24 protein-coding genes are annotated in these 21,578 nt (G+C 67.4%); 22 read left to right on the top strand and 2 right to left on the bottom strand.

Annotated elements, in window-relative coordinates; translation table 11 throughout:
• Positions 1–95: 95 nt before the first annotated feature.
• On the top strand, positions 96–794 hold the full coding sequence (locus H6900_13245; protein ID MCC0074244.1) for an NYN domain-containing protein: 699 nt from the start codon (positions 96–98) through the stop codon (positions 792–794).
• 7 nt (positions 795–801) lie between these two features.
• Here H6900_13245 and H6900_13240 read toward each other — a convergent pair whose 3' ends face one another.
• On the bottom strand, positions 802–1,224 hold the full coding sequence (locus H6900_13240) for a PaaI family thioesterase (protein MCC0074243.1): 423 nt from the start codon (positions 1,222–1,224) through the stop codon (positions 802–804).
• A gap of 57 nt (positions 1,225–1,281) precedes the next feature.
• On the opposite strand from H6900_13240, the gene H6900_13235 reads away from it, so the two are divergent.
• Positions 1,282–2,070, top strand: coding sequence for an enoyl-CoA hydratase (locus H6900_13235; GenBank protein ID MCC0074242.1), 789 nt, complete (start codon positions 1,282–1,284; stop codon positions 2,068–2,070).
• Here H6900_13235 and H6900_13230 read toward each other — a convergent pair whose 3' ends face one another.
• Positions 2,071–2,496, bottom strand: a complete 426-nt coding sequence (locus H6900_13230) for a DUF1489 domain-containing protein (GenBank protein ID MCC0074241.1) — start codon at positions 2,494–2,496, stop codon at positions 2,071–2,073.
• Between the two features lie 110 nt (positions 2,497–2,606).
• Between H6900_13230 and H6900_13225 the strand changes: the two genes are divergently transcribed.
• The 20 genes from H6900_13225 (at position 2,607) to phoU (ending at position 21,576) form a co-directional block, all read left to right on the top strand.
• The gene (locus H6900_13225) at positions 2,607–4,856 is read left to right on the top strand and encodes an adenosylcobalamin-dependent ribonucleoside-diphosphate reductase (protein MCC0074240.1); all 2,250 of its coding nucleotides are present in this window, start codon (positions 2,607–2,609) and stop codon (positions 4,854–4,856) included.
• Between the two features lie 239 nt (positions 4,857–5,095).
• Positions 5,096–6,169, top strand: coding sequence for a lipoate--protein ligase family protein (locus H6900_13220; GenBank protein MCC0074239.1), 1,074 nt, complete (start codon positions 5,096–5,098; stop codon positions 6,167–6,169).
• Positions 6,166–6,840, top strand: a complete 675-nt coding sequence (locus H6900_13215; GenBank protein MCC0074238.1) for a hypothetical protein — start codon at positions 6,166–6,168, stop codon at positions 6,838–6,840. Before H6900_13220 ends, H6900_13215 begins: the two co-directional genes overlap by 4 nt.
• A gap of 136 nt (positions 6,841–6,976) precedes the next feature.
• Positions 6,977–7,357, top strand: coding sequence for a DsrE/DsrF/DrsH-like family protein (locus H6900_13210; protein MCC0074237.1), 381 nt, complete (start codon positions 6,977–6,979; stop codon positions 7,355–7,357).
• 106 nt (positions 7,358–7,463) lie between these two features.
• Positions 7,464–8,150 carry a 4Fe-4S dicluster domain-containing protein gene (locus H6900_13205; protein ID MCC0074236.1) on the top strand — a complete coding sequence of 229 codons (687 nt, stop codon included), beginning with the start codon at positions 7,464–7,466 and terminating at the stop codon, positions 8,148–8,150.
• Between the two features lie 38 nt (positions 8,151–8,188).
• Entirely contained in the window at positions 8,189–9,547 is a 1,359-nt protein-coding gene (locus H6900_13200) for a heterodisulfide reductase subunit B (protein MCC0074235.1), read from the top strand.
• 3 nt (positions 9,548–9,550) lie between these two features.
• The gene (locus H6900_13195) at positions 9,551–10,600 is read left to right on the top strand and encodes a CoB--CoM heterodisulfide reductase iron-sulfur subunit A family protein (GenBank protein MCC0074234.1); all 1,050 of its coding nucleotides are present in this window, start codon (positions 9,551–9,553) and stop codon (positions 10,598–10,600) included.
• Positions 10,597–11,481, top strand: a complete 885-nt coding sequence (locus H6900_13190; GenBank protein ID MCC0074233.1) for a hypothetical protein — start codon at positions 10,597–10,599, stop codon at positions 11,479–11,481. Before H6900_13195 ends, H6900_13190 begins: the two co-directional genes overlap by 4 nt.
• Positions 11,468–12,214, top strand: a complete 747-nt coding sequence (locus H6900_13185) for a 4Fe-4S dicluster domain-containing protein (GenBank protein ID MCC0074232.1) — start codon at positions 11,468–11,470, stop codon at positions 12,212–12,214. The genes H6900_13190 and H6900_13185 overlap by 14 nt, the downstream gene beginning before the upstream one ends.
• Before the next feature lie 28 nt (positions 12,215–12,242).
• The gene (locus H6900_13180) at positions 12,243–13,154 is read left to right on the top strand and encodes a CoB--CoM heterodisulfide reductase iron-sulfur subunit B family protein (GenBank protein ID MCC0074231.1); all 912 of its coding nucleotides are present in this window, start codon (positions 12,243–12,245) and stop codon (positions 13,152–13,154) included.
• Positions 13,151–13,603, top strand: a complete 453-nt coding sequence (locus H6900_13175) for a hypothetical protein (GenBank protein MCC0074230.1) — start codon at positions 13,151–13,153, stop codon at positions 13,601–13,603. Before H6900_13180 ends, H6900_13175 begins: the two co-directional genes overlap by 4 nt.
• A 2-nt stretch (positions 13,604–13,605) precedes the next feature.
• Complete coding sequence (locus tag H6900_13170; GenBank protein ID MCC0074229.1) at positions 13,606–14,049, top strand: glycine cleavage system protein H; 444 nt, start codon at positions 13,606–13,608, stop codon at positions 14,047–14,049.
• 138 nt (positions 14,050–14,187) lie between these two features.
• Positions 14,188–14,682, top strand: coding sequence for a DsrE/DsrF/DrsH-like family protein (locus tag H6900_13165; protein MCC0074228.1), 495 nt, complete (start codon positions 14,188–14,190; stop codon positions 14,680–14,682).
• 12 nt (positions 14,683–14,694) lie between these two features.
• Complete coding sequence (locus tag H6900_13160) at positions 14,695–14,922, top strand: sulfurtransferase TusA family protein (protein ID MCC0074227.1); 228 nt, start codon at positions 14,695–14,697, stop codon at positions 14,920–14,922.
• A gap of 894 nt (positions 14,923–15,816) precedes the next feature.
• Entirely contained in the window at positions 15,817–16,407 is a 591-nt protein-coding gene (locus tag H6900_13155; GenBank protein MCC0074226.1) for a hypothetical protein, read from the top strand.
• A 61-nt stretch (positions 16,408–16,468) separates the two neighbouring features.
• On the top strand, positions 16,469–17,881 hold the full coding sequence (locus H6900_13150; GenBank protein MCC0074225.1) for an aspartate aminotransferase family protein: 1,413 nt from the start codon (positions 16,469–16,471) through the stop codon (positions 17,879–17,881).
• Between the two features lie 85 nt (positions 17,882–17,966).
• The gene (locus H6900_13145) at positions 17,967–18,725 is read left to right on the top strand and encodes an HpcH/HpaI aldolase/citrate lyase family protein (protein MCC0074224.1); all 759 of its coding nucleotides are present in this window, start codon (positions 17,967–17,969) and stop codon (positions 18,723–18,725) included.
• Positions 18,726–18,734: 9 nt separating this feature from the next.
• Positions 18,735–19,625, top strand: coding sequence for an endonuclease/exonuclease/phosphatase family protein (locus H6900_13140; protein ID MCC0074223.1), 891 nt, complete (start codon positions 18,735–18,737; stop codon positions 19,623–19,625).
• 108 nt (positions 19,626–19,733) lie between these two features.
• On the top strand, positions 19,734–20,804 hold the full coding sequence (locus H6900_13135; protein ID MCC0074222.1) for a PAS domain-containing protein: 1,071 nt from the start codon (positions 19,734–19,736) through the stop codon (positions 20,802–20,804).
• Positions 20,805–20,865: 61 nt separating this feature from the next.
• Complete coding sequence (phoU, locus tag H6900_13130) at positions 20,866–21,576, top strand: phosphate signaling complex protein PhoU (GenBank protein MCC0074221.1); 711 nt, start codon at positions 20,866–20,868, stop codon at positions 21,574–21,576.
• Positions 21,577–21,578 lie beyond the last annotated feature (2 nt).

Raw genomic sequence — 21,578 nt, 5'->3', positions numbered from 1 at the left:
TCGGGGTGCCGGGCCCACACTCGGCCGCGCATCGTGTTCGATTTACGCCGGCGGACCGGGGCCGCGCCCCCGACCCGGCCACCACAGGAGCCACCGTGGCCCGTAACGGAACCCCGCTTCTCGCCGTCCTGATCGACGCCGACAATTCCTCGCCAAAATGGGCCGAGGCCATTTTCGAGGAGATCGCCAGTCTGGGCGAGGCCTCGGTGCGGCGCATTTACGGTGACTTTTCGCGCCAGCAACTGTCGGGCTGGCAGGAAAAACTGCCGACGCTCGCGCTGGTGCCGCACCATCAGCCGGCCAACACCGTGGGCAAGAACTCGTCGGACATCGCGCTGGTGATCGACGCCATGGACCTGCTGCACACCGGCCGGTTCGACGGCTTTGTCCTGATCAGTTCGGACAGCGATTTCACCCGCCTGGCCAGCCGCATCCGCGAACAGGGGCTGGACGTCTATGGCATCGGTCAGAAAAAGACCCCGGACGCCTTCAGGAAAGCCTGCAAGCGGTTCATTTTCGTGGAAAATCTGTTGCAGCAGGATGAGCCGCGCGAAACCCCGCGCCGCGATCATGCCAAGGATGCGATCCCGATGATCAACGCCGCCATGATGGCCATCGACCCCGAAGGCGAGTGGTTCCCGCTGGGCCTGATCGGGCAGACCATCCAGGCCAGTCATCCCGATTTCGACAGCCGCAGTTTCGGCGTGGCGAAACTGTCCGATCTGGTGGAAAAGGCCGGCCGCTACGAGATTCGCCGCGACGGCGCGCAGGTGCAGGTCCGCCGCCGCGATTGAGGGCGTTCTAGCGCCGGGGCGGAATGGCGTAGGTCATGCCCGCGCGGGCCAGAACGTCCTCGGACCCCTCTGAGCGGATCAGCACGTCGCCCACCGCGAGCGTCTTGCCCAGTTTCAGCAGGCGCGCCTGGCCGATCAGGTCGCGCCCGGCCTGGGGTTTGCGCATGAAGTCCATTGAGGCGTTGGTCGTCACCGCCAGCGCCACGGGTCCGATCATGCCAAGCAGCACCGCATACATCGCCAGATCCGCCAACGAGAACATCGACGGCCCGCTGACCGTGCCGCCCGGTCTGAGATGGCCGTCCCCCACAAGAAGCCGCACATCGGCCTCCATCGGGGCGACGCGCTCGACCCGGTAATCCGCCGCCACTTGCGGAAATTCGCGCGCCATGAAGGCGTTCAGCGCCTCGTGGTCCATCATCACCGACATGCTTTCCTCCCTGCGTCGCCCCGACTAAGGTGCGGGAAACCGGGCAAGGAGGGCAAGATGAGCGGTGATCTGGTTCTGTGTGACGTTGCGGAAAAGGTGGCGGTGGTGACGATGAACCGTCCGGCGGCGCTGAATGCGCTGTCCGACGCGCTGCTGGCGGCGATGACCGGCACGCTGTCGCGGCTGGCCGAGGATCCGGCGGTCAAGGTGGTGGTCATCAAGGGTGCGGGCAAGGTGTTCTGCGCCGGCCACGACCTGAAGGAGATGCAGGCCGGGCGGGCCTCGGCCGACAAGGGCGCGGCCTATTTCGCCGATCTCTTCGGGCGCTGCGGGTCGCTGATGCAGTTGATTCCATCGATGCCGCAACCGGTCATCGCGCAGGTGCACGGGATCGCCACGGCCGCGGGCTGCCAGTTGGTGGCGAGCTGCGACATGGCGGTCGCGGCCGAGGACGCGCGCTTTGGCGTGAACGGGGTGAACATCGGGCTGTTCTGTTCCACGCCGATGGTGGCGCTGACCCGCAACCTGCCGCGCAAACAGGCGTTCGAGATGCTGACCACGGGCGAATTCATCCACGCCGACCGCGCGCGCGAGGTCGGTCTGATCAACCGCATCGCCGCGCCCGACCAGCTTCAGGCCGAGACGATGGCACTGGCGCAGACCGTCGCGGGCAAGCTGGGCGCGGCGGTGCGGATCGGCAAGCGGGCCTTCTATCAGCAGATGCAGATGCCGCTGGATCAGGCCTATGCCTATACCGGCGGCGTGATGGCCGAGAACATGCTGCTCAGGGATACCGACGAGGGGATCAGCGCCTTCATCGAAAAGCGCAAACCCGACTGGGCGTGATCAGCGCAACCCGAAATTGGCCAGCGCCTCGGCCAGTTCGGGGGGCAGGTCGTCGTCGCCCGCGCGCAGCGCCGGCAGGTCGCGCGGCGCGTCCTCAGGCTGAAGATAGCGCCAGCCCTGGAAGGGGCGGCGCGGCGCGGGCTCGGTGCGGACCAGATCGGGGTCCAGCACAAAGGCACAGCGGGTGACGCCGTCCGCGCCTTCGACCGGATCAAGGCGCAGGATGCGCTGGCGCACCAGCACCGTGCCCTTGATCACCCAGTAGATCGAGCCGCCATCCAGCACCGCCTGGGCCTGTTTCGGCCACATGCGGGTGACGTGGCGCGGCAGACCGCCGGGCAATTCGCGCGCACGGTCCTTTTGCCAGTCGGCCAGGTCCTCGACCGACTCGCAGCCGACACAGAGTTTGAGGATGTGCAGGGTCATGACGCAATATGTGCTGCGCGCGCGGCCAAGTTCAAGGCCCGATCCGTTGACCCCGTCCCGTGGGCGGACTATCTTCCTGCCTTCCCCGCAGCGCCCAGCAGGACCATCCCATGAGCCGCTTTTCCGCCCCCATCGCCGAGCAGATCTGGGACATGAAATACCGGCTCAAGGATGAGGGGGGAAAGCCCCTCGATGCCACGGTCGAGGACAGCTGGCGCCGCGTCGCGCGCGATCTGGCGTCGGTCGAAAGCGACCCGGCGCTTTGGGAATCGCGGTTCTACGACGCGCTGGCGGATTTCCGGTTCCTGCCGGCGGGCCGCATCCTGGCGGGTGCCGGGACCGGGCGCAGCGTGACGCTGTTCAACTGCTTTGTCATGGGCACCATCCCCGACAGCATGGGCGGCATCTTCGACATGCTGAAAGAGGCCGCGCTGACGATGCAGCAAGGCGGCGGCATCGGCTATGATTTCAGCACCATCCGCCCCAAGGGCGCCCCGGTCGCGGGGGTTGCGGCGGATGCCTCGGGGCCGCTCAGCTTCATGGATGTGTGGGACGCGATGTGCCGCACGATCATGTCGGCGGGCTCGCGGCGGGGCGCGATGATGGCAACGATGCGCTGCGACCATCCCGACATCGAGGATTTCATCGCCGCCAAACAGGATTCCGCGCGGTTGCGGATGTTCAACCTGTCCGTGCTGGTGACGGACCCGTTCATGGAGGCGGTCAAGGCCGGCGGCTCGTGGGATCTGGTGTTCAACGGCCGGATCTATCGCACCGTCGAGGCGCGCGATCTGTGGAACCGGATCATGCGCGCGACCTTCGATTACGCCGAACCGGGGGTGATCTTCATCGACCGGATCAACGCCGCGAACAACCTGGGCTATTGCGAGACGATCGCCGCCACCAACCCCTGCGGCGAGCAGCCGCTGCCGCCCTATGGCGCCTGCCTGCTGGGGTCGATCAATCTGGCGCGGCTGGTCTCGGCCCCGTTCGAGCAGGGCGCCGGGATCGACACGGCGGCGCTGGACGATCTGGTGCGCACGGCCGTGCGGATGATGGACAATGTCGTCGATGCCAGCCGCTTTCCGCTGCCCCAGCAGGCGGAGGAGGCGCGCCTCAAGCGCCGCATCGGGCTGGGGGTGACGGGGCTTGCGGATGCGCTGTTGATGATGGGGTTGCGCTATGGGTCCGACGCGGCGGTCGAACAGACCCGCGCCTGGATGCGGGCCATCGCGCGGGCGGCCTATCTGGCCTCGGTCGATCTGGCGGCGGAAAAGGGGGCTTTTGCGCTGTTCGACGCCGAGAAGTATCTGGCCTCGGGCACGATGCAGGCGATGGACGCCGACGTCCGCGAGGCGGTGCGCGCGCATGGCATCCGCAACGCGCTGCTGACCTCGATCGCGCCGACGGGGACCATCAGCCTCTATGCCGGGAACGTCAGTTCCGGGATCGAGCCGGTCTTTGCCTATGGGTATACCCGCAAGGTGCTGCAACCCGACGGATCGCGGACCGAGGAAGAGGTGGTCGATTACGCCGTCGCGCTGTGGCGCGACCGGCACGGCGACACGCCCTTGCCCGACTATTTCGTGTCCGCCCAGACGCTGGCACCCATGGACCATGTGCGGATGCAGGCGGCGGCGCAGGCCTGGGTGGATTCGTCCATTTCCAAGACCATCAACTGCCCCGAGGACATCTCGTTCGAGGCGTTCAAGGAGGTCTACATGGCCGCCTGGGACCTGGGCTGCAAGGGCTGCACCACCTATCGGCCGAACGCGGTGACGGGCAGCGTGCTGACCGTCAGCGAATCCTCGGACGCGGCGCCGCAATCCGACAGCGGGGCCGAGGTGATCTACCTGTCCGAACCGCTCGACCGCCCCGAGGCGCTGGAGGGCCAGACCTACAAGGTGAAATGGCCGGTCAGCGAGCATGCGATCTACATCACCGTGAACGACATCGTCGTCGGCGGGCGCCGGCGGCCGTTCGAGGTGTTCATCAACTCGAAGAACATGGAACATTACGCCTGGACCGTGGCGCTGACGCGGATGATCTCGGCGGTGTTCCGGCGGGGCGGCGATGTGTCCTTTGTCGTCGAGGAGCTGAAAGCGGTGTTCGATCCGCGCGGCGGGGCCTGGATGGGGGGGCGGTATATCCCGTCGATCCTGGCGGCCATCGGTGGCGTGATCGAGGAGCATCTCGTGTCCATCGGCTTCATCGAAGGGGTCGGCCTGGGCCTGAAATCCGACCCCAAGGCCAGCGGCCCGGCGCGCGCCCAGGCCTGCCCCTCGTGCGGGGCGTATGAGCTTGTGATGATCGAGGGCTGCATGACCTGCCGCGCCTGCGGTCATTCGAAATGCGGCTGACCGGCGGGGCGCGCGCCCGCGGATGATCGGCGTTTCGGTGGCCTCGGGGCTGCAGGGAACCAGCGCGGAATGCCAACGCCTGCGGGGGCTCGCCTGACGTCCGGCCCGGCCGGCGGGGCGCCGCGGGCCAGGCGGCGCTCGGGCAGGCCTGCCCGGGGATGATATTGACGCATCTGAATGTTTCGATTGACAGCCGGGCCGGCGGGGACCCATCCTTGGCCGCAAAAGCGGAGGGAACCATGCGTCTGAGGGTGATCGATTTCGGCTTTGTTCCGGCCTTGCGCAGCCAGGCCGTCTATCACGGTCTGGCCGAGACCATGACCGCGGACAGCGATCCGGTGCTGTCGCTGGTCTCGCCCTCGGAGCCCTATGTCTGTGTCGGCCTGCACCAGGACATCGCGCATGAGGTGGACACCGACTTTTGCGCCGCCCGGGGCCTGCCGATCTACCGCCGTCATGTCGGTGGCGGGGCGGTCTATCTGGACCGCAACCAGTTGTTCACGCATTTCATCTATCCCCGGCAAAAGGCGCCGGAATTCGCGGCCAACCTGTATCCGCTTTTCATCGAACCCGTGGTGCGCACCTATCGCGAGATGGGGATCAACGCGGTCTATCGGCCGATCAACGACATCCAGGTGGACGGGCGCAAGATCGGCGGCACCGGCGCGGCCTCGATCGGCGAGGCGACGGTGATGGTCGGCAGCTTCATGATCGACTTCGATACCGCGACCATGTCGCAATGCCTGAAGGTTCCCAGCGAGAAATTCCGCGACAAGCTCAGGCAGACGCTGGACGACTACATGACGACCATCGTCAAGCTGACCGGGACCGAGCCCGACCGCGCCGACCTGAAGACCCGCTTTCTGGCCCATTGCGCCGAGGTTCTGGGCGTCACGCCCACCTGGAGCACCCCGACCGACGCCGAACTGGAGGCCATCGCCGCCGCCGAACGCGCGCTGGCCGATCCCGAATGGACCGAGGTTCAGAAGCGCAAGCTGGTGGCGCTGGGGGTCAAGATTTCCGCCGATACCCACCTGACCGAGGCCGCGCACAAGGCGCCGGGGGGGATGATCCGCGTCAATCTTCTGGCGCGCGACGGGGCCGTGGCGGATCTGGTGATCTCAGGCGATTTCACCTGCCTGCCGCCGATGGGCGCGGACGCGCTTGCCGCGGCGCTCAAGGGCACCGCGCTGACGGCGGATGCGCTGGCGCAGGCGGCCGAGGCCGCCATCGATACCCTGGGGATCGAGATGCCCGGCGTCGGGCCCGCGGACCTCGCCGCGGCCATCATGGCGGCGGCGCCCGAGGCATGAAGCGGCTCGGCGTCCTGCAACATTCCGAGGCCGAGTATCTGGGCCTGATCGAGGACCATCTCGAAGGCCGGAACATCCGCTTTACCTATATCCGCCCCTTCGCAGCGGGCGGCGGTGTGCCCTCGGTCGTGGCGGGGGACGGGCTGATCGTGCTGGGCGGTGGGCCCTACGGTCTGGTCAGCGGGCATATCCTGCCGTCGCTGGGCCCCGAACTCAGGCTGGCGCGGGCCTATCTCGAGGCCGGCTTGCCGGTTGTCGGCTTCGGCATGGGGGCGCTGATCCTGACGGTTGCGGCCGGCGGCGGCGTGACCGAGGCGCCCTTGCGCTTTACCATCGACCAGGCCCGGGCCGCCCCCGGTTCGGGCCTGCCCGAGCAATTCCCCGTCGCCGCCTATCTGCGGGATGCGCCGGTGCTGAAACCGGACTGGCCGGTGCTGGCCACGGACGGGCAGGGCGCGCCCCTGGTCTTTGCCGCGCGCGCGAACGCCATCGGCTTTCTGGGCCACCCGGGCATGAAGCGCGGCATGGCCGAAGACCTGATCATGGAATACGCCGACACCCCCGACGACTGCCCCGAAGCCCTGGCGCAACTGGGCGCGGTGCAGGCCGATCTGGCCGGCGCGCTGTCGCCCCTGATGGTGTGGTTGGTGAACCGCTGCGGCTGGATGTGACCCGGGTATGCGCCGGTATGCCGCAGCGCGGCGGGTAATTTCTTTGACATGTAAATTTGCGCATATATGATTTTGAAAAGGTGAGTCCCGGGGAGGGGAGGCACCGCAATCCAAGGCACGGCTCGAGGAGGACCTGATGGCGTCGAAGCTGATCATCGTGATGGTCAACACGGACCCCCGCAATGGCGAGGAACTGGGCGCGCCCTTTTTCCAGGCGACCGTTGCGGCGGCCATGGACTACGAGGTCGAGGTGATTTGCACCGCCACCGCCGGCCGCCTGATGAAAAAGGGTGTGGCCGAGGCTCTGGTGGTCAAGGACGGCTCGCCCAAGACGGTCTATGACTTCATCAAGGACGCGCACGAGGCGGGGGCGAAATTCTACTGCTGTTCGCCGAACCTCGATCTCTTCGACATGACGGCAGAGGACCTGATCCCCGAATGCGAGGGGATCGTGGGCGGTGCGCATGTGATCGAATCCATCATGGAAGACGATGACGCCAAGGTTTTGACCTACTGACCTGTCGCCCGTCGAGGAGGACTCCGCGATGACCGCCCATGCCACGATTCCGCTGCCGCCGATCGCCGATCCCGTATCGGATGCGCCGCCGATCAGCCGCGCCAAGCTGGAAGAGATCTTCGACGACATCCGCGCCCATCCGACCTATGACCACGAGATCCACGGCTGCCTGAACTGCGGCATCTGCACCGCGACCTGCCCGTCGGCGCATTACTACGACTATTCCCCGCGCGAGATCGTCCAGCTTCTGTGGACCGAGAACCTGGAAGGCATCTACGATGCGATGCAGGAAAAGATCTGGGCCTGCGCCCAGTGCTACACCTGCGCCGCGCGCTGCCCGTTCGAGAACTCGCCCGGCGGCCTGGTGATGATCCTGCGCGAGGTGGCGATCCAGCACGACTTTGATTCGGTGAAAGAGGTGTTGCGCCCGTTCAGCCGGGTTCTGCTGAAGGTCGTCTCGACGGGCAACCAGCTTGCGCCCAACATGATCACCAAGGAGGCCTTCCCCGACTGGGGGCCGAATGTCGCCAAGGTGGACGCGCCGCTGGCCATCCTGCGCAAGGCGATCCCCATGCCGACGATGCACACGCTGGACACGGCGTGGGAGGTGAACCTGCGCACCTCGGTCGAGCTCTATACCATCTGGGAGGCGACGGGCGTCCTTGATCAGCTTGAAAAGGTTGATGAAAACCTCTTCGACGTGGTGTCCGACGTAATGGATGAAAAGCGCGAGGAATGGGAAGAGTGGCTCGACGAGCAGGACGATGACGACGACGAGGATGACGACGATTGATCGCCCCGCGGCGGTCTGCTCAAGGGAGGAGCGCAATCATGACGTCTGACACCGGGAACGGGACGTATAACGGCTTCGGCGCCGACTGGACGCCCACGCAACTCAGCCAGGTCGAGGCGCAGCGCGCCACCGACTGGGTTTCGGCCAAGATCGACAAACGCGCGCTGCTGACCGGAAAGAACCGCAAGGAAGACGTGCGCGACATCCTGTGGCAACTGGAACGCGACGGCGAGATCGTCGTGCACCGCGTCGGCGATCAGCACCAGCCGGTCATGGCCAAGACGCTGTATGGCTGGGACAAGAAGATCCCCACCACCAACCTGTGGCATCACAAGTCCTGCGGCCAGTGCGGCAACATTCCGGGCTATCCCAGTTCGGTCCTGTGGATCATGAACGAGCTGGGCCTCGACTATCTGGACGAGACCGACCAGACCAGTTGCACCGCCTGGAACTATCACGGTTCGGGGATCGGCAACGTGGTGTCGCTGGCGGCGGTGTTCCTGCGCAACTTCCACCAGGCCTATGTCAGCGCCAAGGCGCAGGGCCTGCCCGAAGGGACCTATTACCCGTTGATCCATTGCGGCACGTCGTTCGGCAACTACAAGGAAATCCGCCATTTCCTGCTGCATGACGCCAATCTGCGCGCCGAGGTGAAGAAGATCCTGGCCAAGCTGGGGCGCCTGGTGGACGGCAAGCTGCTGATCCCCGAGGAACTGGTGCATTATTCCGAATGGCTGCACGTCCTGCGCCACCGGATCGCCGACCGGCAAGAGGTGGATGTCTCGAACATCCGCGCGACCGTTCACCCCGCCTGTCACGTCTACAAGATGGTGCCCGAGGACGTGATCTATGACGACACGGTGCTGGACGGCAACCGCGTCGCCGTGACCACGGGCTTGTTGCAGGCGCTGGGAACGCAGGTCATCGACTATTCGACCTGGTATGACTGCTGCGGATTCGGCTTCCGGCACATCATCGGCGAGCGCGAATTCACCCGCAGCTTCGCCATCGACCGCAAGATCAAGGTCGCGGTCGAGGAAGCGCGCGCCGATGTCATGATCGGCCACGACACGGGCTGCATCACCACGCTGGACAAGAACCAGTGGATCGGCAAGGCGGTGGGCAAGGTCTATGCCCTGCCGGTCATGGCCGACTGCCAGTTCGCGGCCCTGACGATGGGCGCCCACCCCTATAAACTGGCGCAACTGCACTGGCATGCCAGCCCGTTCGAGACCCTGCTGGAAAAGATGGGAATCGACTGGGAAAAGGCCAAGGCCGAATTCGAATCCTACCTCGAAGAGGTCAAGCAAGGCCGGATCGAGACCCTCTACGATCCCAAGCGGGCCATCACCTCGGGCCCCGGCTATGTGAAACCCAAGTCCCTGACAGGAGCCTGAGTCATGACGAAACCGATCCTCATCGTCGGGGGCGGCCCGGCGGGTCTTTCGGCGGCCCATGCGCTGGCCAGCGCCGGCCAGGAGGTGGTGCTGGTCGAAAAGGAGGACCGCCTGGGCGGCGCGCCGATCCTGCAAGGCTATGCCAAGCTGGTGCCCAGCCACGAATGGGCCAAGGACGCGATCGGCGGCATGGTGGACCGGGTCACGGGGCGCGCGGGGGTGACGGTGCGGACCGGCGCCGCCGTGCACGGGTTCGACGGCGCGCCGGGGGCCTTTACCGCGACGCTCAGGGACGGCACCAGGATCGAGGCCTCGGCCGCGATCCTGGCGACCGGGTTCACCCATTTCGACAGCGTGAACAAGCCCGAGTGGGGTTTCGGCACCTATCCGGACGTGGTGACGACGGTGCAGGTCGAACAGATGATCTCGTCGGGGCAGGGCATCCGCTGCCCCTCGGATGGGCGGGTTCCGGACCGGGTGGCGATCTTGCTGTGCGTCGGCTCGCGCGACCGGCAGATCGGGCGCGAATGGTGTTCCAAGATCTGCTGCACCGTCAGCGCGAACATCGCCATGGAAATCCGCGAACTCAGCCCGCAGACGAACGTCTACATCTACTACATGGACATCCGCACCTTCGGTCTTCTGGAAGGCGAGTATTACTGGGGCAGCCAGGAAATCAGCAAGGTCAAGTATGTGAAGGCCCGCATCGCCGAGGTCACCGGCCGCGACGGGCGCCTGCTGGTCAAGGGCGAGGATACGCTGGTCAAGCGCCCGATCTCGATCCCCTTCGACATGGTGGTGCACGCGATCGGCATGGACCCCAATGTGGACAACATGACGCTCGGCGCGATCTTCGGTGTCGATCTGAACAAGTATGGCTATATCGCCAAACCCTCGAGCTATGCGCATCTGGCGGAAACCTCGCGGCCCGGCGTGTTCGTCGCGGGCGCCGCGACGGGCCCCGAGACCATCGACGATTCCATCGCCCAGGGCCATGCCGCGGCGATGGCGGCGTTGAACCTGGTGCGCACGCCCTCGATGGCGGCCGAGTGATGGGCTGGCTGGGGCGCAGGCAGGCGGTTGCGACCGCGCCCGAGACGGGCGTGGTGCTGGACCTGTCCGGCCCGCGCCTGCGGCGCGCGTTTCAGGACCTTGCGGCCTCGGCCGAACCGACCGGCGGCGTGTCCCGCTATGTCACCGCGCTGATGCTGAAATCCGCCCTGTTCCAGGAGCTTCTGGGCCAGGGCGCGGTGCGCGACCTGTCGCCGGCGGCGTTCCTGGACCTTGCGGCCTTCATCGCGCCGGTGCGTCGCCGGATCGGCGCCGCGCTGGCCGAGGAAGGCTTCGAGCGCATCAAGCTGGCGCTGATGCATCTGCTCGACGGCGACCCGGGCGCCGGGCCGGTGGATGACCGGCTCAGGGTCTTTTGTGCTGCCTTTCCGCAAGACAAGGCGCATCGCTGGGTGCGCGATCTGGGCGCCGAGGTGCTGCATTTCACCGATCCCGAGCGCATCCCCCTGATGACCCGCTGGATCTGGGACGCGCGCGTCGGCACCGGTGCCCTGCGCGAGATCTGGCACGCCGATGACGTGGACCTGGCGCGCATCGACGCCGACGACGGCCAGCGCAGCTTTGACACGCTCAGCGTGGAACTGATCGGTTTCCTGGCGAGCGAGGGGGTCTATCGCGACCTGCCGTTCGCCGTCGATTTGCTGCTGGCTCATGTCTATGCCGGCTACATCAACGACCGGGGCGGGCAGTATCTGCGGTCCGATTTCACCTCGGACACAGACCCGATGCACCACACGCGCCGGATGCTGGGGCTGGACGCCGTCGATACCGAAACGGGGCGCACCCGGCTCAGGCTGATCGACGGAAAGCCCCACGTTCTCAGCGGATTGCCAGACCCCGAGGTGTCGAATGCCCATTCATGAGAAATCGCTGATCCGGCCCGAAAACCTGGTCGAGCACGAGCATCTTGTCATCGACGGCGTGGATGTCTCGGGGCATTGGTCCACCTTCATCGAGGGGCGCTCGGTCACCGATTACAACGAGGCCATGCAAGACGAGATCGCCGCCCTTCCGGGGGGCGAGAACATCCACCGCTGCTGGCAATGCGGGTCCTGCACCAACGCCTGCACGGTCAATGCCGTGAACCCCGAATTCAACCCGCGGTACTGGATCTATCTGATCCGGCTGGGGATGGAGCAGGAGCTTCTGCGCGACAAGGACATCATCTGGCAGTGCGTCAGTTGCAACAAATGCACCTATGCCTGCCCGCGCGACGTGGTCCCCGAGGGCGTGATGAAAGCCACCGCCCACTGGCTTGAGCTGAAGGGCCACACGCCGAAAAGCCCCTCTACCCATTTCGACGAGGGTTTTGCCGGCAGCGTCATCAAGACCGGCAAGATCGAGGAAACGCGCGTGCTGCTGGGCTTTTTCCGGCGAACCGGGCAGCCTGCGAACCAGCCATGGCTGGCGCGTCTGGTGACGGGTTTGGTCAAGCGGATGCCACTGGGCTACCTGACGCGCCTGGGCTGGGGCGTGGTGTTCCGTCCGCGCACCCGAAACTGGGGCGCGGCGCGGCGCGCGATCAACGAATACGTCCACGAGGTCGAGGCGCAGAACCGCGCGGCCCTGGGGCTCGACGGGCAGGGGAGGCAGTAAGATGGCCAAGGATACCGACGGCAAGGACCTGAAAAAGGTTGCCTATTACCCCGGCTGCGCGCTCGAGGGGACGGGCCATGCCTACAACCGTTCGACCAAGGCGGTGGGCAAGGCGCTGGGGCTCGATCTGGTCGAGTTGAAGAACTGGAACTGCTGCGGCGCGATGGAAGTGAAGAACATCGACCCCAAGATCCAGACCTACCTGTCCGCGCGCAACCTGTCGATCGCCGAGGACATGGGCTTTGACACCGTGATGGCGCCCTGCAACGGCTGCTACCACAACCTGAAAAAGGCCGAATACGACCTGGCGCATGACGCAGGCTCGGTCGAGGTCAACGCGCGCCTCTCGGGCAAGGCGGGGCACAACACCTATGAGGCCGGCGGGGTCGAGACGATCCACGCGCTGGACTGGATCAAGCGCGCCGTGGGCGAGGAGGAGCTTGCGCGTCGCGTCAAGAACAACCTCAAGGGCCTGAAAATCGCCAATTATTACGGCTGCATGTATACCCGGCCCCGGCATATCTTTCCCGAAAAGGACCAGGGCCCGGGCAGCGAATCCACGGCGAAACCGCATTATATGGATGACATCCTGGCCGCCGCCGGTGCCGAGAACGTGGATTTCCCGCTGAAGACCGCCTGTTGCGGGGGCGCCCATTCGCTGTCGGACAGCGACACCTCGACCCGGCTGGTGCTGAACATCCTGGAAACCGCCGAGGCCTGCGGCGCCGAGGTGATCGCCACCGAATGCCCCACCTGCCACACCGGGCTGGAAATGCACCAGGTCCGCGCCGAGGAGGTTCTGGGACGCAAGACCAACGTGAAGATCCTCTATTTCACGCAACTTGTGGGCATGGCGTTGGGTCTGTCGCAGAAAAAGGTCGGTGTGCAGGAAAACCTGTCCGATCCGCGGGATCTGCTGCGGCAGAAAGGGCTGGGATGACCGCGCTGCCCTTTGCCGATCTGCTGGACCGTCTGGATGCGCGCGACGGCGCGGCGCCCGCCGTGGACCCGCGCGCGCTGGCCGACACGCACCTGATCGAGGGCGAGGGCGTGCTCGAAGCCTGGCTCGACTCGCGCGGGCAGGTGCCGACCGACGTCACGCACGAAGGGTTCCGCTTGCTGGCGCTGCACCGGCAGGGCGCGCGCGGCGAGCCGTCGTTCAACGCCTGCCGCGAGACCTGCCGCGAGCTTGTCTATCTGCGCAACGTGGCGCTGGCCTGCGAGGGCGACACGCCCGAATTGCGCCGGACCCTGCGTCTGCAAGCGATGGTCCTGCGCCACCTCGCCCTTTTCGTCGGCGGCAAGATGGTCGAATCGGGCCTGGGGGACTTCTGCTGTTCCTCGCGCCCGGTTCGCCAACGCGACGCCACACCCTTGCAAGGAGACTGATCATGCCCGTAGTGCGCGGCTGCAACCTGCCTGACGACCTGTTCTATGACGTGGCGAACAACCTGTGGTATCGCCCGAACGGCGACGGCACCTATACCGTCGGCATGACCATGATTGCCACCGGCATGGCCGGGGCGCTGGTCGCCTTCACCGCCAAGAAGGTCGGCAAGACCATCGCCGGCGGCAAATCCGTCGCCACGGTGGAAAGCGGCAAATGGGTCGGTCCGGCCAAGATCGGCTTCGACGCCGAGATCCTGGCGGTCAACGACACCCTGACCGCCGAACCCAAGCTGGCCAATTCCGACACCTACGGCGCGGGCTGGATGGTCAAGGTCAAGCCCGTGGACCAGGCGGCGGCGGATGCCGTGCTGGTCGCGGGCAGCGCCGTGGCCGCGCCCTACGAGGCCAAGATGGACGCCGACTCGTTCGCGGGTTGCGCGGCATGAGCTGACGGCTGCCCGCTGATCGTGAGGGGCACGCAAGGCGGCGGCAGCACAGGGTAGGGCGGACACGCCCGGTCGAACGGCGGTTCCGCGGGGCCGCCGAAAGGTCGGATTTGTTCCGCCAACGGGAGAGAAAGAACCATGCTGGACGATTCCAATGCCAAATCCATGACGATCATCGTCACCAAGGGCACGCTCGACTGGGCCTATCCGCCCTTCATCCTGGCCACCACGGCGGCCGCGATGGGGCTCGAGGTGACGATGTTCTTCACCTTCTACGGGCTGAGCCTGCTGAAGAAGGACCTGAACCTCAAGATCAACCCCCTGGGCAATACCGCGATGGAAATGCCCATGGCGGGCGGACACATGGCGATGCCGAACATCATGGCGGCGATGCCCGGGGCGACGGCGCTGACCACGGCCATGATGAAGAACATGATGAAAAAGAAGGGCGTCGCCTCGATCGAGGAACTGCGCGAGCTGGCCGTCGAGGCCGACGTGAACATGATCGCCTGCCAGATGACCATGGATCTCTTTGAATACAAGAAAGAGGACATGGTTGACGGCATCACCCTGGGCGGCGCGGCGAGCTGGGTGGATGTCGCCGCCCGCAGCGATATCAACCTCTACATCTAAGGAGCTATACGCATGGCCGATCAGGTTCTGGACGCCAAGGGTCTGAACTGCCCGTTGCCCATCCTGCGCGCGAAAAAGGCGCTCAAGGACATGGCGACGGGCCAGACGCTGGAAATCATCGCCACCGATCCGGGCGCGGTCAAGGATTTCGAAGCCTTCTGTCGCACCACGGGCAACGAGCTGGTCTCATCGAACGAGGGCAGCGGCACCTACACCTTCGTCATCAAGCGCACCGGCTGAGGGAACAGGGTTGTGGGACCTCGGCCCGAACGGTCAGGCCGTCGTCCCGCAGCACCCGCGCCACCCGCTGACCGACAGGCGCGTCACACGCCGTCGCGGCCCTGCGCATGTGCTGCGCGGTGGTCTGCCTGTTCGCGCCAGGCCTGCACCGCCGCCCTGTCGTGAAAGAGCGACGGGGAATGGCTTTGTCGGCCGCCAGACTCGCGACCTGATTGATCCCGCAGCGCGGGAAGGCCTGCCTACGGGTGCGGATGATCCGCGCCACCCCGTGGGGTAGCGCGGCGTTTTGCGGGCCGCTGGCCGGGCGTTCACGACGGATGCAGGATCAGCGTGGTGACCGCATAGGCCATGAACAGCAGGACAAGCGCCAGAAAGACGATCAGGCCGGGATAACGAAACATCGGGTCCTCGCAGGGATGGGGGTCGGTTCAGGGCTGCGGGGGCGGACCCGGGCGGCGCGCGCGCGGCCATGGGGCGGAACGTGGGGCGGGCGCGCGGCGGCCGCCGCTGCGACCGGGCCCCGCGCGGCAAGCGGCGCGCTTGCAAGGGGGCCGGGCCTGTCCGAGGAGTGGGCAATCCGGGTGGCAGGGGCAGCGGGCGGTCGCCGGGTCGGGCGGGGTCCCCCGCGACCGTGGCGACGACGAGCGCGGCCAACTGGCCGCCCCGGTCCGCACCCGGCGTGGGCAGGCCACGCTCGGGCGCATCCACGGGGCGCGCCAGAAGCAGCGCCAGAACGATCAGCGGGACAAGGCGCAGCACGCGTGTCATCATCGGCCATCCGCCCGACTCGGGCCCCGGGATGCAGCGCCTTTTCGAACCCTCCCGCAAGGGTGGGCGGGGCGCGATCACGCGGCCTTGACGGGCCGCGAGCAGTCGAGGAGGGGTCAAAGGCCGATGCGAAGGAACCGGGTCGATCCCCTGGGCGCGCTTCATGCCGTGGCGCCGCGCGGGGCGTGGATGGGCAATCGCGGATGCCTGCATGACGCCGAGGGCACGATCCGGCGCGCCCATGCCACCCGGCGCTGGATCACCTGCCGCACGGCGTTCCGGGGGCGGTCGCGGCCCGTCATGCAACCCGGCCGCTATACCGAGCTGTTCTTCCTGGACGAGGCCACGGCCTATGCCGCCGGGCACCGCCCCTGCGCCGAATGCCGGCACGCCGACTGGTTGCGCTTTCGGGCGCTCTGGTCAGAGCTGTTCGGCGACCCCACGGCCGACGCCATCGACACCCGCCTGCACGCGGCGCGCCTGGACGGGCAGGCCCGGCGGCTGGTGCCGACCCCGGCCCAGGCCGTGCCCGACGGCGCGATGATCCTCCACGACGGTGCGCCCCTGCTGCGCTGGGGCGGATGGTGGCGCTGGGGGTTCACGGGCTACACGCGGTGCCAGGACCCGCGGCTGGACAGCGGCCCCGTGGCGCTGCTGACGCCCGAGCCCCTGGCACGGCTCATGGCGGCGGGATTGCCGGTGCAGGTGGCGAAATGATTGCCTTGTTCAGTATCTTCTGATTATCTGCCTCGGGACGGACGGTTCAGAAAGGCCCCCCATGACCACCGAAAAACCCTTGCTCGATTGGGACCAGTTCGCCCGTCTCGGGGCCGATATCGCCCGTTGGGGTGCCGCGTATCACCGCACGATCGCCGAACGCCCGGTGCGCGCGCCGCTGGAGCCGGGCCGCGTCGCCGCCGCCTTTCCCGCCGCCCCGCCCGAGGAAGGCGCGGGGCTCGATGACCTGTTGGCCGACCTCGACGCCAAGGTGGTGCCGGGGTTGACCCATTGGCAGCACCCGCGCTTCTTTGCCTATTTCCCGGCCAATGCCACGCCGCCCTCGATGCTGGCGGATTTCGTCGCCGCGATCCTGGCGCAACAGGGGATGCTGTGGCAGACCTCGCCTGCCAGCACCGAGATCGAGACGCGCATGATGGACTGGCTGCGCCAGGGGCTGGGCCTGCCCGACGGGTTCCAGGGGGTGATCCAGGACTCGGCCTCGGGTGCCACGCTGGCGGCGGTGCTGGTGATGCGCGAACGCGCGCTGGCCTGGGCCGGCAACCGGCAGGGGCTGTCGGGTCAGCCCCGGGTGCGGATCTATGCCTCGGACGAGGTGCATACCTCGGTCGATCGGGCGATCTGGATCGCCGGGATCGGTGCCGAGAACCTCGTGCGGATCCCCACGCAGGGCCCGTTGCGGTCCATGGACCCGGTGGCCCTGCGCAACCGGATTGCCGCCGACCGCGCGGCCGGGGATCTGCCGGCGGGGGTGGTGGCCTGCGTGGGCGGCACCGGGACGGGCGCCTGTGACGACCTGACGGCGATCCTGGCCGTCGCCCGCGACGAGGGGCTCTACAGTCACGTTGACGCGGCCTGGGCGGGGGCGGCGATGCTGTGCCCGGAATTCCGCCCGCTGTGGGCGGGGATCGAGGGCGCGGATTCGCTGGTGCTGAACCCGCACAAATGGATGGGGGTGCAGTTCGATTTTTCCGCACATTTCCTGCGCGACCCCGAGCCGCTGGTGAAGACCCTCGCCATCCAGCCCGAATACCTGCGGACCCATGGCAAGGACGGGTTCGTCAACTATTCCGAATGGTCGGTCCCGCTGGGCCGGCGGTTCCGCGCGCTGAAGCTGTGGTTCGTGCTGAAGGCCTATGGCCTGCGCGGGTTGCGGGCGGTGATGCGCGACCATGTCCGCTGGAGCCAGGCCCTGGCCGAGGAATTGCGCGCCGATCCCCGGTTCGAGATCGTGACCGAGCCCGTGCTGTCGCTGTTCACCTTTGCCTTGAAGGGGGCCGACGAGGCGGCGATGATCGACTTTGTCACGCGGGTAAACGACGACGGTCGGATCTATGTCACGCAGGGGCGGACGGGCGGGCGGCTCGTGGTGCGCTTTCAGGCGGGCAGTTTCGCCTGCACCGAGGCGGATGTGCGGCTGGCAGGCACGGTGTTGCGCGATCTGGCCGGGTAGCGCGGGGGCTGCCGCCCCCGCACCCCCGCCCCAAGGGGGTTTTCCACCCCCTTGGGAAACCCCCGAGGATATTTGGAGCACAAAGATGCAGAAAAACGGGTTCAAGGCGGCGCTGGCGCGCGGCGAGGTGCAGATTGGCTGTTGGGTCGGGCTGGCCGACGGCTATGCGGCCGAGATCTCGGGCGAGGCCGGGTTCGACTGGCTGCTGATCGATGGCGAGCACGCGCCCAACGACCTGCGTTCGATGCGCGAGCAGTTGACGGCACTGGGGCGATCGCGCGCGCATCCGGTCATCCGCCTGCCGGTCGGCGAGGTGTGGATGGTCAAGCAGGCGCTGGACATCGGCGCGCAGACGATTCTGGTGCCGATGGTCGAATCGGGCGCCCAGGCGGCGTTGCTGGCGCGGGCGATGCGGTATCCGCCCGAGGGCCTGCGCGGGGTCGGCGCGGCGCTGGCCCGGGCCTCGCGGTTCAGCGGGATCGCGGATTACGTCAACAAGGCCGACGCCGAGGTCTGCCTGCTGGTGCAGGTGGAGAACCGCGCCGGGCTCGCCGCGCTGGACGACATTCTGGCGGTCGAGGGGGTGGACGGCGTGTTCATCGGCCCCGCCGATCTGTCGGCCGACATGGGCTATCGCGGCCAGGCGAACGCCCCCGAGGTGACGGAGGCGATCACCGGCGCGATCCAGCGCATCCGTGCGGCCGGCAAGGCGGCGGGGATCCTGTCCACCGACGAGGCGCAGGCGAAGGGCTGGATCGCCACCGGCGCCAATTTCGTGGCCGTCGGCATCGACGTGCTGGTGCTGGCGAACGGGATGCGCGCGCTCGCGGCCCGGTTTCGCTGAGCGCGCGCCATGCGGGTTCTGACGTTCAACGTGCAGAACCTGCGGCTGCGCCACAACCGCGGGCGCGCGCGGCTGGACGGGGCGCGCGACAGTGACGAGGCGGCCGACGCGCTGGACTATGCCGACCGGCGGCTCACGGCGGCGATTCTGGCGCGCTCGGACGCCGATGTCTGCGCCTTGCAGGAGGTTTTCGACCGCGCGACGCTGGACTATTTCCACGACCACCTGTTGCGGGCCGCCGGCGCTGCCCCCTGGCCCTGGCGCGCCTGTCTGCCCGGCAACGATGGCGGTGGGCGCGATCTTGCGGCGATGGCGCGGCGGCCCTTTGCGGCGCGCAGTCACGCGCGGCAGTCGGCGCGCGCGCTGGGGCTGGCCAGCGAACGCGGCGACGGGCGCGTGTTCGCGCGCGATTGTCTTGAGGTCGATCTGGGCGCGTTGAGCCTGTTCATCGTGCATTTCAAGGCGCCCTATCCAGAGGCCGCGGCGGCCTGGGCGCAGCGGTGGACCGAGGCGAGCGCGGTCCGCCGCCTGATCGAGCGCCGCTTCGACGACCCCGCGCGGGCGCTGTGGCTGGTGCTGGGCGATCTGAACGACCCGCGCCGACAGCGCGCGCGCGCCGTGGCGCCGCTTTTGGGGCCCTTTGGCGTGGACCTGATCGACCGGATGCCCGAAGCCGACCGCTGGACCTGGTGGGATGGGGTCGGCCATCGCGGCTGCCCGGACGGCATGATCGCCTCGCCCGCGCTGGCGCGGCGCTGGCCCGGGGCGGTGCCGGTGGCCATGCGCGCGGGCCTGGGGCGTGACGCGGGCGGGCCGCAGGCGCGGCTTGCCGATGTGGGGGGTGCACGGCCCCGTGCCAGCGATCACGCGGCGCTGGTTCTGGACCTGCCCGGTCTTTGACGCGCGGCCCGGGACCTCTGGCACCGAGGACAGGGGACGCGGTGTCATCGTTCTGTTACAAAGCCTTGCGACAAGATCGACAGCCGGACCCAGACGATGCCCTTTGCCATGACTGCCGACCTGACTCATTGCGGTGCCTTGCTTGACGCGATGCCCGATCCGGCGCTGCTGGTGGGGCAGGATCGCCGCATCCTGCTGGCCAATCCCGCCGCCCGCGAACTGTTTTCCGCGCCCCTGACCGGCGCCTCGGCGCTCAGCTATCTGCGCCAGCCCGAGCCCGCGGCCGCGCTCGACCGGGCGCTGGCATCGCTGGCCGAGGGCGCGCGCGGGCATCCCGGGTTCGAGGCGCGGATGTTCCAGACCTCGCCCACCCGCGAGACGGTGCTCAGGCTGACCGCGGTGCCGTTGGTGCCCGAACAGGGCCTGCCCGGGGTGCTGGTCACCCTGCGCGACATCAGCCATGTCGAGGAGGCCGAGCAACAGCGCCGCGATTTCGTGGCGAATGTCAGCCACGAGATGCGCTCGCCGCTGACCGTGCTGGCCGGTTTCATCGAGACGCTGAAAGGGCCCGCGCGCAACGACCCGGCCGCCACCGCGCAATTCCTGGACATCATGGAACGCGAGGCGCAGCGCATGTCGCGACTGGTCAGCGATCTGCTGTCGCTGTCGCGCGTCGAGGCCGAGGAAAAGGTGCGCCCGCGCACGCCGGTGTCGCTGTCCGAGGTGTTGCGCGCCACGCTGGCCGCGCTGCGCCCGCAGATCGACGACGCGGGGCTGGTGGTGGATTTCCGCGATCTGCCCGAGGCCCCGACGATCCCCGGCGACCGTGACCAGTTGGTGCAGGTCTTTCACAACCTGATCGAGAACGCGCTGAAATACGGGGCCTCGGGCGGCCGGATCGAGGTGTCGCTGGACCGGGTCGATTCGTTGCCGGGACTGCCGGGGCCGGTGTTGAAGGTGCTGGTGCGCGACCATGGCGACGGCATCGACGCCATTCACCTGCCGCGGTTGACCGAACGGTTCTACCGCGTGGACGGCCACCGCTCGCGCGCGATGGGGGGCACCGGGCTGGGGCTGGCCATCGTCAAGCACATCATCAATCGTCACCGGGGAAAGTTCACGATCCGCTCGACCCGCGGCGAGGGCAGCACCTTTGCCGTGGCCCTGCCGATCGCCTGAACCGTCACCGAAGTGTCATATTCGCGGGCTAAGGTGCCGCAAACGCAAGAGAGACCCCTCCATGACCCGCCTGCATATCGATTCCACCTTTGACGAAGACCTCGAGCGTATCCGGGATTCCATGCTGGGCATGGGCGGGCGTGTCGAAGAGGCGATCACACTGGCGGCGCGCGCACTCGAAGAGCGCGACGAGGATCTGGCGCAGCAGGTGGTCGCGGGCGACCGCGCCATCGACCGGCTCGAGGAGGAGATCGACAGCCAGGTGGTGCGCCTGTTGGCGTTGCGTCAGCCGCAGGCCGGCGATCTGCGCGCGGTGATCGCGGTGATGAAAATGGCCGCCGATATCGAACGGCTGGGCGACTACGCGAAAAACATGGCAAAGCGTGTTCCGGTGCTCGCCGCCGGCCCGCAGATCGAGGGTGCAAGCGCCGCGATCCGCCGCCAGGCGCGCCAGGTCGGGCAGATGTTGAAGGACATGCTCGACGCCTTTGCGCGGCTGGACGTGGCCCTGGCCGAGGACGTGATCGCCCGCGATGTCGAGGTCGATCACATGACCAACGCCCTGTTCCGCGAGTTCATCACCCACATGATGGAAGACCCGCGCAACATCTCGGCCTGCCTGCACTACACCTTCATCGCCAAGAACGTCGAACGGATGGGCGACCTGGTGACGGGCGCGGCCGAGCAGGTCGTGTTCCTGGCCACCGGCGAACGGCCCGGCGACCGGCCCAAGGGGCAGTCCACCGCCTCGATCGACGTGCCGCACGGATAATC

It is taken from the genome of Rhodobacter sp. (assembly GCA_020637515.1).
In the GTDB taxonomy this organism is placed as follows: Bacteria; Pseudomonadota; Alphaproteobacteria; order Rhodobacterales; family Rhodobacteraceae; genus Pararhodobacter.
This window is presented reverse-complemented; position numbering and strand designations above follow the sequence as displayed.